This is a genomic window from Exiguobacterium sp. A1_3_1, from assembly GCF_048985645.1.
Lineage (GTDB): Bacteria > Bacillota > Bacilli > Exiguobacteriales > Exiguobacteriaceae > Exiguobacterium_A > Exiguobacterium_A indicum.
Genome location: NZ_WBYY01000080.1, coordinates 1 through 13,220, shown reverse-complemented (window position 1 = coordinate 13,220; position 13,220 = coordinate 1). Strand labels below are relative to the sequence as shown.

The following is a 13,220-nucleotide window of genomic DNA, read 5'->3' as shown; positions in this document are numbered from 1 at the left end:
AGACAGATCCCATACCATCCCTGAGACAAGAAATTACGGACCTGACCTTGTGGTTGATTTGCCTTTGGGACTAAATCATAAGCATTTTTCCAGCCACCATGATTCACGGTAAAGATTGTCAAGTCATTCATTGTACTCAAAGAGAAAGTCACAATCCATCCGTCCTCATCCCAACGAAATGATAATTCTTTTTCTGGCAGTACGCTGAGTACTGTGCAGGGAGATGGACCAAAAGGAGATTGAAGATGAAATTGATACCCTGGACGTGCAATGAGATCGTTCGGCATAAACCATTGAGATAGAGAACGAGCGGTCGAGATTCGCCCCCAAACTTCTTCAATAGGAGCTTCAATAGTGACCGAGTGATTGATATCTTCTACAGCTTGATTCATCTTTTATTACCATCCAATCTTATTCATTTAGTTAAATCGTTAAGACTAATAAAAAAGAAAAAACTTCTCTCTTAGTTTCTGTGCTAAAACTAAGTTCATTACAATATAAGTGTTAGGTTTGATCGCAAGCCTTTCCATCGCTATCTCCGTCTACTTCATTGTTATCATTCCTAGACCACAAGCGACTAAATAAATATCTTAAGTTGTCGAAGTATTAGAAATCATCATAAGCATAGTCTGCATTCTATGATACATATATTTTAGCTACTAACTTAGTTTCGTTTAACTAAAGCGTGTTACTTAATTATATACGAAAGCAAAATCCTGAGAAAGAAGCTGGTCTACATAATGAAATCAGCTCCTTTTTCAAATTTTTTTTCTTTATTAATAAGCTGAAGTCACTATAAAACATAAAAGGAAGCTAAAACTTAAAGATTAAAGCGACTATGGACTATTATAACTATTCTTTTTTAAGGAAATTATTTCAATTTTTAAATTGAAACATCAACACTATTTATACTGATAAATACAACTTAATCCGAATTATCATGAAGAGGATTTACTATTCTTCATGTCGATTTTATTGTACAAGTTTACCTTATAATTGATCATTCAAGAACTATAAATAAATTGGCTTCATAGTTATTCTATTTCTTCTTCGATGGTATAAAAACTCACTATGAGTTTTCTAGAAGGATTAATAGATAAAAAGAAGTGGTGAGTGACTTAAAGATGTAAAGGTCGTTCATGTTTAACCAAAAAAAAAGTAGGGGAAAATCAAATATTGGCACGTAAGATGTTTCTTCGCCACTTAATTATCGTTTCAGAAAATTTATTATAAGGAGGAAATAGAAAATGAGTAGAAAAGAAAACACATTCATTGAAGTATTTAATACCCAAGCGGAAGTTTTGAGTAAAGTAAATGAATTAAAAGCACAAGGGTATGATGAAAGAGACATGTATGTTGTAGCTCAAGATAAACATTCCTTCTCTATGGTAGAGAATCAAACAAACGTTAATGTAGAAACTGCAGGTGAACAGCAGAACCAAGGGTTTATGGGGAAATTCATGGCTGCTTTTTCAGATGATTCTTCAACTGAAGCATTTCGAGGAATGGGCTTAACACATGATGAAACAGAAGAATATCGTCGGCAAGTAGAGAATGGTAAATTGGTTCTATATGTAGACAACGATTACAATGACACTTATGAGAAACACAATCAAAGTTACAATCAGTTTACTGGTGAAAGCGAAAATCAATACGACCGAACTGGGGTAGATGCAAATCAAGATCATAATGATCATCTTGCAGATGTAAATCGGACTCAAGGATACGATCACACATCAGGTGCCGATCGGGCGGGTGTCACTGGAATGAATAGTGACACAGAGGAAGAACGTCTCCGCTTGCATGAGGAACGACTAAATGTTGATAAAGAAAAAGTACAAACTGGAGAAGTAAATGTCAGTAAGCATGTAGTGGAAGATGAACAATCAATTGAAGTACCAGTCGAGCGTGAAGAAGTTTATGTAGAGCGACGTAAAGTGGATCAAAATACGTCGGGAACAGACGCATTCGTGGATGAGAATGACTCCATCCACGTCCCACTCACAGAGGAACGAGTCGTCGTCTCAAAAGAAGATGTGGTTTCCGAAGAAATCGTCGTCGGAAAACGCAAGGTGCGTGACACAGAAACAGTTTCTGAGACAGTACGACGTGAGGAAGCAGATATTGATGAAGGTAACGCTACTAAATCCGATTTAAATCGAGAAGATAACAATAGACTATAATAAATGTAAAACAAAGAGGAGGTAGCTAAACAGCTACCTCCTCTTTGTGAGGAAAATGAAAGTACACAAGACATGTTCATAGTGAGGATTACTCTCAAATTGGATGTAATAGACGATAAATCTCTACTATATTCAATACTTTGACTGCTTACTTATAGTAGGATCCTAAACTTGTCTGATAATTGTTTCAAGAGAAATGAAATATTTAATTGTATTCAAAGTCAAAAGAGAAATAGGCTCATTCATGATATATCAGAAAAAATAAAGTAAAAAAATTAATTCCAGTCGCATGCGTTTCCATCGTTATCGCGATCTAAGTCGTGTGGATCATCCATAGGACCTCCGGCAGCAAGATAAAAATCTTGAGCAGCCTGCGGAGTTGAAAAATCTCCACAATCTCGGTCTGCGCCATACGGATCATACTCAAAATCGGTTGCCACTTCTTCTTCCTCTACATATTCTTCTTCGGGAATATCCTCGTATGCTTCTGCATCAGCCAGATTATCTGATCCTTCTGATGTCTCGATACTTGCTAATGATGATTCAAGTTCTTCTATTTTCTCTTCGGCTGCAATCCGTTTCGTCGCTTCTTCCTTTAATTCACTTTCAAGAGCAGAACGTTTGTCTGCTTCTTCCTGATAGCTTTCAACCGCTTGCAGACGTGACGCTTCCTCGCGTGTTAACTTCTCTTTCAGCTTCTTCGTTTCTTGCTGTTGTTCTTTCAGCTTAAGTTCTGCGTCTTGCAAAGATGCCTTCAATTCTTTCGCTTCTTTTTTTAGTGCAACCAACGTCTTCGTATCTTGTGAAGAGGAGTCCGCTTCTATCTTTTGCGTCTCTCTCCCATCCACCATGTAAATAGAAATTGCCAAAGCGATGAAAACACCCAACCAAACGACAACAACAGGATGTTTGATAGGATTCCGCAGTCTCGGTTTGAAATAGAAGTATAGACCTAAGATAGAGATAAGCAAACCGATGACATTCCAGAAGCTGATCGTAAACAGCAAAAGGTATACAATCGCAATCACGACAAGTAGAATACCTCTACGAATCTGCATAGATTCACCTCCTTCTTAATAAGATGTATACGTTACATTTATTTTACAGCTTAGTCAGAAAAAATCACTATATATAATGAAATTTATTTCCGTTTTATATGTTTTCGAAATGAAGATATTCTTGAAAAGAAGCGAAAAAATGTTTTCAATCGATAATGAATAAAGTTTTTTGAATTCTTCATCATGAAATATTAAGACTAAACTAGAATGAAATATAATATTTTTTTAGGAAATGATTAAAGTGATGTAAATAAAAAAAGAACAATTCTTTTCTTAACGAGAAGAATCGCTCCACTACTTACAAGTGTGTCAAATCGTACTTTAAATAGTAAGCATTGATTTAGTGAAACTATCATTTTGAGACGGCCTATATAATTGAATTTATTTTATCTTCGAGAAAGTTCAATCGGTTGTGATGTATTTTCCTACTTTCTTATCAGTTATTTGTACTCCATCTTTATAACCAACAATCTCAAAATGATTTGATCCAGTTTGATGAATTTCATACTCATTATTAGACTCATCTTTAAACGTTACTTTAGCAAAATATTCACCTGTTTTAGAGTCTCGTTGAATTTCTTTTTTCTGAACTTGTCGTTCGTAGTCATGTTCTTTGAGATAAAAATTAATGTTCCTTGTAGTCTCTTGTTTTTCATCGTAGTAAAAGCTCTTATAGGCTGATGCCCCTATGATAACAATCCCTAGAATCATAAGAATAGAGACAAATATATATGCCTTTTTCATAATGATGCCCCCCAAACCAATATAATATCTTCAGTATTAATATTAACATTAATATCCAGTTTGATGCATCAGTTACATTATAGAGGTATTTGATAGTACGTTTCAATGGAGGCAGAACCAGATTTAAGTATCATTAAAAATTGTAAGAAGTCAGAGAAAGTATTTTATAAAGCGAAATCTATCGTTCAATTGTAAGATAGTAATATCCTTTTTAAATTCGGGGAAATTTCAATAGAAAAGTGTTACATTAATTATTGTTATATACATATTGATTGGGGGGTACTTCTTTGCGAAAAATCGGCTTCTTTTTTCTATTATCCAGCTTTTCAAAGTTTTGGTTATCTATATACCTAACTGATTTTTATATGCTTAAGAAGTTAGATGTATATGGTAGTATTGGGGAAAATGGATTTTCAGCAGTTCCAAATCTTGTTTTGTGGATCATTGGGTTAGAGTTCGTGATTGGGATATTGTTGATTATCTCAGGTGAAAAATTATTTACTATAGAGAGAAAAAAGACGACGGATATTTAATAAAAAGTCATCAATTCCTTATGGATTTGATGACTTTTTCTGCAATTACCCGCAAAATGACGATTTTTCTAAAAAAAATTTTATACATTTCAACTTGAGATAAAGTAGATAGAAGGATAGTTGTATAAACCATGGATTTCTTTTATAGAATGTCAATTTTGTATCTTTTTATCTTAGCGTTATTTCTTAATCCTATTTATTTTTCTATTACTGATACATAACTTAACAAAAAATTGTTTGCAGTAAAATGATTCGAATATTCCACGGTAGCTCTATTTTTATCAGATCCTTGAATGACTCCATTCAAGGATCTGTTTATTTTTGATGCTGATACTCCTTTCATGAAGAATGTAAATCACTATGAATAACAGAAAGTGAACCATAGCCAATCATCCAATGATAAAAAAAGAGTAATAAAAAAACATTGACTTATGACTGTACTGACCATATCATACAGTTATTAAGTGTATTAGTGTTTTAATACAACGTTCATTAAGAGAGGTGATGTTATTGCATTTTGATCAACGTACCTCGATTTATCTACAGGTACTTTATTGGTTTAAAAAACGTATTGTCATGGGCGAATTCAAAAGAGGAGAAAGTATCCCTTCGCGTCGCGCACTGGCAAGTGAGCTTAAAATTCATCCGAATACCGCGCAAAAAGTGTATAAGGAACTGGAAGAGCAACTGTTGATTACAACTGACCGTAACGTTCCGAGTAAGGTGACGCTGGATCAATCCATCATCGATCGAGCGCGAACAGAACTTCTCGAAAATGCAGTGAAGCAATTTGTGGATTCGATATATGCAATTCAGATTCCATTAGAAGAGGTCATTATAAATTTTGAGAAAGAATACAACATTCGAAAAAGGAGTGAGCTAGATGCTTGAAGTCCGTGGATTACGAAAGTCATATGGTCGAAAAAAGAATGTCCTGAACGATGTATCGTTCACTGTCCCGTTAAATCAACTGACCTGTCTCATCGGATTGAATGGGGAAGGCAAGTCTACCATTTTGAAAGCCATCATGGGCTTAGTCCCAGTAGATGCTGGAACAACCAAAGTGGATGGGAAAACGACCCACGATAGCATCGCTTTCGTACCTGATCTTTCTACGATGCCTGGTTATATGAGCGTCGGAGAAGCCGTCGCCTATATGCGCGACTACTATCCGGATTGGGATCAACAAGTAGCAGAGGAACTGATGGGGTTCTTTAAATTGATGGCGACAGACCGCATCGCCAATTTATCGAAAGGGAATAAAGCAAAGGTTAATCTGTTAATTGGATTTGCGATGAATCGACCTTTCTTATTGCTCGATGAACCGTTGGCTGGGATTGATTTATTTACGAAAGAACAAATTGCGTGGATCTTCTCTAGTCACTATATGGAAGGGAAGGGCATCTTGATGACGACTCATGAGATTGCAGAAGTGGAACATCTCATCGACCGCGTTATTTTTCTTCAGGACGGGACCATCATACAGGAAGATGACTCGGAAGAGATGCGTGAGCTTTACGGGAAATCAGTACAGGATCGAATGAGGGAGGTTTATCAGACATGAAGAAATTCTTTATGCTATCAAACGAGGAAATCAAGCGAAGCTTCAAACTATACCTTTCGATATTGACGATGTTAGTGATTGTTGAACTCACATCGGTCGTATATCAGGTTCTTCATTATCAATCTAAGCTGGAGGATTTGATGAAAAAAGAGCGACTTACGGAAATGGAAGCCGTTGATCAATTGAATGGACCGTTGACGTTTGGCGATGCGACCAACTACTTCAAGTACATGATTGCCATCGGTATCATGTTCACGATTCTATATGCCTTTCAAATTTGGTACCGCGATTGGTATGGCGAGTCCAAGTACATCTACCGTTTATTGATGTTGCCGGGTAAACGCATCACAATCCTCTTATCCAAACTGACAACAGTATTGGTATTTGTGTGTGGTTTCATGGGCATCCAGTGGATCACGATTCTTCTAAGTCGTCGACTCTACGAATGGTTACTCCCGGAACATTTACAAGCAGCATCCAAAATCATCGGGGAGTCAGCTGCGTTGAACATGCTCTATACCTTTAATGTGATCGATACATTCGTTATTTTAGCGGTCGCACTCTTCGTCATCACGATGGTCTTCTTGTTCGTCTTAACAGAGCGGTCCTACCAAAAAGGGAAAGCCTTGGTGACGATCGCAAAGGATGTAGCGCTCTTGATCGTACCATTCATTGCATTACGTTACTTATTTGATTTGACTAGCATTCTCGTCCCGAATCAACAAGTATTCGTCTATCTTTCCTTTATCCTCATCTATTTTGCATATATAAGTTGGAAATGTGTTCGACTATTGAACCATAAAGTATCTATTTAATCATTAGAAGGAGGAAGTCATGAGACGATATAAAGAAATGATTATCGTAGGAGGTATTGCTGGCGTCACCTTACTCAGTTATTTTGGTTACGCCGTAAGCATTAAAGGATCGGATTATGAAGTCGAGAGTATACGAAAAGAAAATGCAGAAGCTCTTAAAAAAGTAAACATCGAAATTGAAAATGGAGACATCAAGCCTACTCAATACAATATCCAATTGGACGGTCAAATCCATAGTGAGTCGCAGAACTATATCACAGGGTTGTTCAATAGCTACGCTGCAGACTTCCCTGCTGATTTCTATCGCTTTCTTTCTAAGGAAGACGTATTTACTAGTGAAATGGGCTCGCGGACATACGGAATTGAAGTAAAGGCATCTCAGTTGAACTATCATTCTTATGACAAAAGTACACAGAAACAATTTAAAAAGACGCTTTCTCATCGTTTAACGGTACCGGATCGTGAAATGGCTGACATCCGTGTCTTCCATCAAGACGGCATGAACGTATACGTCCAACGGGATGATCATGGAGCAAAGGAAAAATCGACGGTGTTATTACTCAACCTTGCAAAAGGAAAAGTGGAGACGCTTCAATCCAAGCAACTCAAGACTAATCAAGAGCGTCATTATGTGGCAGTGAACGACTATGGAATTGTCTATCGTGAAATCGCATATGATGCGGAAGGGGTAGAAAAAGATAGCGCTTATTATCTAGATAACGGCAAAGGCATCAAACGAATCAAAGCACTTGATGCGTATGCAGCGGAAGGGAACTTTAATGCTGATGAAAATAGCCAATCACTGATCGCTTACGGTACGTTTGATTCAGAAAAAAGTAAAAGCATCAAATGGAGTACCTATGACTTTAAGACGAATCAAGTCAAGCAACATCAAGTGGAAGGGCAGCGTGCTTACCGCTTCAATGGCTCCTATACGATGATTGCGCAGGGAAAGCTATACCATATCGCTAATATCAATGATTCGGATTTCCAAGTCACGGTAATCGATACGAAAAATGAATCGATTTCGTATCAAGGAATCATCAAAGATAAAAATGCTAAAAAGAATCGTTTGGTACAGGATGTCACTGTATCGGAGTAATCGTGATGGACTCATGATTCACCTCGTTTACTCGCTTTTTAGAATACTAGAAATGAATTTATCTGTCAGAATCATTGACAGGGGTTTTCAAGACCACTACAGTGAAGATAACTTAAATAGAATCACTAGGGGTGTTATTAAACTGAGATGAGTAGCTACTCAAACCCTTTGAACCTGAACTAGGTCGTACTAGCGTAGGGAAGTGTAAACTCTGATGAACAAGCGGAGACGATGATATCGTTCTTTGCTATGTGATTATTTAGATGTGCGCAACTTTCCTTTTGGAGAGTTGCGTTTTTTTGTTTACTACTTCGCTATTTAAGTTGCAAAAATGGATGAGGGAGTGGACAAGAATGAGCAGAACAGTATTAGTGACAGGAAGTAGCCGAGGACTTGGGGCGACGATTGCAAGGGTGTTAGTGAACAATGGATTTAAAGTGGTGATTAATTACTATAAAAGCAAGGAGGCAGCAGAAAAGCTTGTGAGCGAACTGGGAGCAGAGAATGCACTTGCCTTGTATGCAGATGTTACGAAGCGGGAAGATGTTGAGAGCATGATGCAATACGCAACAGCACATTATGGTCAAATCGATGTTGTCGTCAATAATGCACTAGTAGATTTTAAATTTGATCCGGTTGCTCAAAAATCGTTCATCGATTTAGAGTGGGAAGATTATCAAAAGCAACTTGATGGAACGCTAAAAGCAGCTTTTTTCACCATCCAAAGTGTCCTGCCGCAATTTATGGAACGACATAGCGGTAGTATCATCAGCATTGGAACAAACCTTTATCAAAACCCAGTTGTTCCTTATCATGAATACACAACAGCAAAAGCAGGCTTAATAGGATTTACTCGCAATCTGGCCGCAGAACTAGGTCAATATGGCATAAACGTGAATGTCGTCTCCGGTGGATTGTTGAAAGTAACAGATGCGAGTGCTGTGACAACCGCTGAAGTATTCGACTTAATTGCCCAATCGACCCCATTGAAAAGAGTGACGAGTCCAGAAGAAGTAGCGCAAATGGTCGCCTTCCTGGCATCAGAAGCAGCATCTGGGATTACCGGTCAAAACGTAACGGTCGATGGTGGGTTAACGATGAATTGAAGCGGGCGTTTTAAAAGATTCTCAGCTTGTCAGAGAAGGGATTCGTGAATAGCAGATGACGAATAAAAATCAGTTAAATATTGGCGTTTTGTTATATGGATGTGGTCATCATCAAGCCGCATGGTTAATGCCTGATTCCGCGATTAAAGAGATCGGCGAGAGCCGCTATTATCAGCGTTTGGCTCAAATTGCGGAAGGCGGATGTTTGGATGCAGTATTTTTTGCTGACAATCAATCCTTTCCGGCTAACAATGCGACGGATTTACCTGCCTTTTGGTTGGATCCTTTAATTAATCTAACGGCTATTTCTCAAGTGACGGATCATATAGGATTAGTCTCTACGATATCGAGCACGTTCTCCAATCCGTATACAGCAGCAAGGCAACTTCTAAGCCTTGATCACGTAACGAAGGGGAGGGTAGGCTGGAACTTAGTGACCTCGATGACGGATTGGGAAGCACTAAACCACGGAATGGATTCACTTCCACCGAGGGAAGAGCGGTATAAAAAGGCGGACGAATTCGCTACATTGATGGAGAAGCTATTTTTATCCTGGAATCAAGCGGCTTTTCTCGCGGATCGATCAACTAATCGATTGATTGAGCCTGAAAAAATCCAACCTATTCATCATACCGAAACCTACTTCAGTGTAAAAGGTCCCTTGTCTGCGCCGCGAAGTCCCCAAGGAAAGCCAGTAGCGATGCAGGCAGGTGCGTCAGAACAAGGAATCGCCCTAGCAGCAAAACATGCCGATGCTGTCTATTCTGTGTCATGGAATTTTAGACAAGCCCATGCTTTTCGTGAAAAACTCCATAAACAAATTAAACAAACTGAATCACCCAATCGGAAGATTAAGATATACCCAGGCTTAGTAACGTATGTTGGGAAAACAAGAGAAGAGGCACTAGCCAAAAAAGGCGAACTAGATGAAAAATTACCGGTTGCCAATGCATTAAAACAATTGAGTTTCTTTTTACAACAGGACTGCTCCACATGGGATCTCGAAGCAAAGATTCCGATCTTACCATCAATTGAAGAATTTTCAGGACCCATTGGACGCTATCAAACGATTCTAGAGATTATCGAAGATACGGATCCAACTCTAAAAGAATTGCTAGGTTATTTGGCAGCGGGAGGAGGACACCTGACATTGATTGGTACTCCGGAAGAAATTGTGGATCAGATGGAAACTTGGTTTAACGAAGGAGTGGCAGATGGCTTCAACTTAATGCCACCGTCACTACCATCAAGTTTGGAAGATTTTGTAGACATGATCATTCCTGAGTTACAAAAAAGAGGATTGTTTAAAGAGTCCTATCAAAGTACTACGCTTCGAGAACATCTAAGTTTAATTGATAAATTAGATAAAAACTTTAGCTAAATTCCGAAAAAATTTCGAAGAAATCCTTGAAGACCCGAACATGAGTCGGCGTTACTTTCGATTGACGAACTTGATGTCGGAAATGGATGGAACGATCCAAATCTCATTGCTGCAAAATCTCGAATGGAAGCTCATCATCCAGAGGAAATTGAATTATATCGTGAAATCTCACAGGTGCGATTATGAAGCTGTCAAAAATATAATTACACTTATTTAATTGTTAAAAAAGTGGTTTTTGTAGTATAATAAACACATTTTTTAAGATTAAAATGGTATATTTTTCTTATACTAATTAAAGGGGTGCTCTTGTATGACTGGTGTTTTTGATTCCTTAAATTCCATTTTTTATTTATTAGGTTTTTTAGTTTTAGTAAATGTAATCTTCTTAGCTGTTCGATCTAAAATTTCATCTTTTATATACATATCATTCAATACAGTGGTTCTCGCCATTGTTTCAATTATATTGTTTTTCAAAGCAAGTTCTCTGACTGATGATCTGAATATGGATGGTTCTAGCCTACCGTTTTGTTTAACGGTTTTCATCGGTATTCTTGCTGTTATAGCAATTCCATTAGGTCTTAAAAACAAAAAAGCGAAGAACTCTTAAGTTCTTCGTTTTGTTTTTAAGTAAGGATGGTCAAGACCTGAAAAAGAAGAATTAACTTAAATATACAAGGTTCTCTTTGAGAAAATCTAAAAAAAGATTCTTCTGCTGATCATTTTACATGAACAGCTGTTATCAGAAAATTGATGTAAACGTACAATAATCAGTAACAAAATACGGAAGAAACTACAAAATCGCCACTTCAAGATCGAGAAGAAGTTGGAAAGGATTGTTCGTAAGAAAGTTTCGCTTGATCTTGACGTGGCTTTACATAAGCGTTTGAAGCATATCGCGCTCGAGAATGACATGAATTGTATGAATTAGTTGAAAGTGTTTTACGTAACTATGTAGCAAAGAAATGATGCCAACGTCTTATTCCTGGTTGCTGTTATCGCTTCTTAAGAAAAGGCTAAGTATATTGATGATCAGTCCGATGAAAGATATCGTCAGACCGATTTTTGTCCCTAATAGATAGGCATAACCAGTGGAGCTATATGCGACCATTATTGCGACTCCGAAAAGTATAATCGCAATTCCTAATAGTGAATATTTCATCGTATTCCTCCTTGTTTAAGTTCGAAAAGCTTGAGTGTTTACTATATCGCATTTGAAGTTGAATTAACTATTTCATCACCCTTGCGTAAAATGACAATTTTCCTCGCAAGGATGGTAACGCGATGTAGAGTCAAACACAAAAAAACGGACGAAATCGTCCGTTTTCACAAATTTTTTACTCGCTCTTAGCCATATTGTTTATGACCATCGGATCACTATAAGAAAGAATATAAAACTCTTGGTCATGCGTCCTGATAACAAATAAATTTAGTTCACCACGTTCGGTGTAGATTTCTTTTGTTTTCATATGCTTCTCAGCGAACTCACCAAAAACTGACTCTTTTAGTTTCACGACTGGATAGGGATTCTTGAGTCCTTCTTCAATGATTCCATGCTCTTGAAGAGTTCCCATAAACACAGAATACTTTTCGAAACGCATTAAAAAATAATCGCGTGATGAATCACCTATTATTAATTTTGATGCATCTTCAGCTCCATAAAAATATAGATCAATGGCATAATGGTCATTGCCTTTTAAAGACATTGTATCCAATTCTAATTCGTAATCTTCAACACTAAGTAAGAATTCAAGATTAATGTTGTTCAACAAAAACCCTCCTTTTATGTAGTTAGAAAATTCATACAATTAAAACTTCTTTTGTATTATAATACATAAAAAGGAGGTTTTACAGTGAAAAAAATTCTTGTACTTTGTTTAACATTTTTCTTTTTTTTCAATTTCTCTTTTTCAGAGGAGCCTGTTCAGGCATCATGTAGACCTTTTTCCGAAAAAGAAGAAGTTGTTTCGGACTTTGATAGAATAGATATTAATGATTCTGTCGAAATGGAAGAACTAGATGTTGAAATTTTTTGCGCGAAAACAACTCCAATAGGTTGGGGAGCAGTTAGAAGTACTGCTCGACTTACCGAAACTAGTAGAAAAGGTTTCAAAAATTACGTAAAAAATGCTGATTCCGCTCAAGCTTCACGTGATTTTAGTTCTATACTTCCAGGAGTAAAAGTCCAAAAATCACCTAAGCCTGATGGCTCAATGGCATTTTATAAAGTATCTCCGACATCCGGTGCTGTAACAATGTATAAAGCTAAATCAACTGGAACTACGTCCTTAACTTGGTCGAAAGAAAAAATTAGATATAACGATTAATCATCAAATAAATCTATTGTTCAAAAAAAAGAAATGAAGAAGCATAGCTACTAATTGCGCTTCTTCATTTCTTTTTCTATATAATTCAATATTGATTATTGAGGCAATGAAACGGAATAGAAGATAGATGGGAACGAGGAATACGGCAGTCATGAGTCTTTGCTTCCCTGAATTGAGCCATTCTGTCTTGATGATTTTTACTTTTCTCATTCAAGAGTCCTTCTTCTCCATAAATACGATATATCTTCCGCCACCGTTTCAATGCTTCGTTTGGCCTTTTCTTACCAATCATGTCCAGGTCAAAGCCGCGTTCCTCAAAGATTTGTATCGGTCGCTTACCAGCTAAATTCTCACGTACAGCGTGAATCTTAAATTCTCCTTTGTATTGAATCGTACGATCCTGTCTCTTA

General features: G+C 37.3%; 14 protein-coding genes, 1 pseudogene and 1 riboswitch. Of the genes and pseudogenes, 9 read left to right on the top strand and 6 right to left on the bottom strand.

Annotation, left to right across the window (positions count from 1 at the left end; all coding sequences use genetic code 11):
• On the bottom strand, positions 1 to 392 hold a 392-nt coding region (locus tag F8N00_RS09940), incomplete at its 3' end, for an SRPBCC family protein (RefSeq protein WP_421018148.1).
• Positions 393 to 1,247: 855 nt separating this feature from the next.
• Here F8N00_RS09940 and F8N00_RS09935 point away from each other — a divergent pair.
• Positions 1,248 to 2,183: a DUF2382 domain-containing protein gene (locus F8N00_RS09935; RefSeq protein ID WP_214749230.1), complete on the top strand. Its 936-nt coding sequence runs from the start codon at positions 1,248 to 1,250 to the stop codon at positions 2,181 to 2,183.
• A gap of 275 nt (positions 2,184 to 2,458) precedes the next feature.
• Here the strand turns inward: F8N00_RS09935 and F8N00_RS09930 are convergent, their stop codons facing one another.
• Together F8N00_RS09930 and F8N00_RS09925 are read right to left on the bottom strand one after the other, a co-directional pair.
• On the bottom strand, positions 2,459 to 3,241 hold the full coding sequence (locus F8N00_RS09930; protein WP_214749233.1) for an O-antigen polymerase: 783 nt from the start codon (positions 3,239 to 3,241) through the stop codon (positions 2,459 to 2,461).
• A gap of 402 nt (positions 3,242 to 3,643) precedes the next feature.
• Positions 3,644 to 3,985, bottom strand: a complete 342-nt coding sequence (locus F8N00_RS09925) for a DUF3139 domain-containing protein (RefSeq protein WP_214749235.1) — start codon at positions 3,983 to 3,985, stop codon at positions 3,644 to 3,646.
• Positions 3,986 to 5,022: 1,037 nt separating this feature from the next.
• On the opposite strand from F8N00_RS09925, the gene F8N00_RS09920 reads away from it, so the two are divergent.
• The 7 genes from F8N00_RS09920 (at position 5,023) to F8N00_RS09890 (ending at position 11,093) form a co-directional block, all read left to right on the top strand.
• The gene (locus tag F8N00_RS09920; RefSeq protein WP_214749238.1) at positions 5,023 to 5,409 is read left to right on the top strand and encodes a GntR family transcriptional regulator; all 387 of its coding nucleotides are present in this window, start codon (positions 5,023 to 5,025) and stop codon (positions 5,407 to 5,409) included.
• Complete coding sequence (locus F8N00_RS09915) at positions 5,402 to 6,082, top strand: ATP-binding cassette domain-containing protein (protein WP_214749241.1); 681 nt, start codon at positions 5,402 to 5,404, stop codon at positions 6,080 to 6,082. The genes F8N00_RS09920 and F8N00_RS09915 overlap by 8 nt, the downstream gene beginning before the upstream one ends.
• The gene (locus F8N00_RS09910) at positions 6,079 to 6,897 is read left to right on the top strand and encodes a hypothetical protein (RefSeq protein WP_214749244.1); all 819 of its coding nucleotides are present in this window, start codon (positions 6,079 to 6,081) and stop codon (positions 6,895 to 6,897) included. Before F8N00_RS09915 ends, F8N00_RS09910 begins: the two co-directional genes overlap by 4 nt.
• 19 nt (positions 6,898 to 6,916) lie before the next feature.
• Positions 6,917 to 7,999, top strand: a complete 1,083-nt coding sequence (locus F8N00_RS09905) for a hypothetical protein (protein WP_421018147.1) — start codon at positions 6,917 to 6,919, stop codon at positions 7,997 to 7,999.
• A 117-nt stretch (positions 8,000 to 8,116) separates the two neighbouring features.
• Positions 8,117 to 8,217: riboswitch (TPP riboswitch) on the top strand.
• 135 nt (positions 8,218 to 8,352) lie between these two features.
• On the top strand, positions 8,353 to 9,105 hold the full coding sequence (locus F8N00_RS09900; protein WP_421018146.1) for a 3-oxoacyl-ACP reductase: 753 nt from the start codon (positions 8,353 to 8,355) through the stop codon (positions 9,103 to 9,105).
• Positions 9,106 to 9,160: 55 nt separating this feature from the next.
• Complete coding sequence (locus F8N00_RS09895; protein WP_421018145.1) at positions 9,161 to 10,486, top strand: LLM class flavin-dependent oxidoreductase; 1,326 nt, start codon at positions 9,161 to 9,163, stop codon at positions 10,484 to 10,486.
• 310 nt (positions 10,487 to 10,796) lie between these two features.
• The gene (locus F8N00_RS09890) at positions 10,797 to 11,093 is read left to right on the top strand and encodes a hypothetical protein (protein ID WP_421018144.1); all 297 of its coding nucleotides are present in this window, start codon (positions 10,797 to 10,799) and stop codon (positions 11,091 to 11,093) included.
• 369 nt (positions 11,094 to 11,462) lie between these two features.
• Here F8N00_RS09890 and F8N00_RS09885 read toward each other — a convergent pair whose 3' ends face one another.
• Together F8N00_RS09885 and F8N00_RS09880 are read right to left on the bottom strand one after the other, a co-directional pair.
• Positions 11,463 to 11,645 (bottom strand): hypothetical protein, encoded by a 183-nt coding sequence (locus F8N00_RS09885; RefSeq protein WP_421018143.1) that lies wholly within the window; start codon positions 11,643 to 11,645, stop codon positions 11,463 to 11,465.
• Between the two features lie 175 nt (positions 11,646 to 11,820).
• On the bottom strand, positions 11,821 to 12,252 hold the full coding sequence (locus F8N00_RS09880) for a hypothetical protein (protein ID WP_421018142.1): 432 nt from the start codon (positions 12,250 to 12,252) through the stop codon (positions 11,821 to 11,823).
• A gap of 84 nt (positions 12,253 to 12,336) precedes the next feature.
• Here F8N00_RS09880 and F8N00_RS09875 point away from each other — a divergent pair, with 84 nt between their 5' ends.
• A complete protein-coding gene (locus tag F8N00_RS09875) occupies positions 12,337 to 12,810 on the top strand; it encodes a hypothetical protein (RefSeq protein ID WP_421018141.1) in 474 nt (157 codons plus the stop codon).
• 85 nt (positions 12,811 to 12,895) lie between these two features.
• On the opposite strand, the pseudogene F8N00_RS09870 reads toward F8N00_RS09875, so the two are convergent.
• A pseudogene (locus tag F8N00_RS09870) lies at positions 12,896 to 13,220 on the bottom strand (hypothetical protein); the annotation flags it as partial.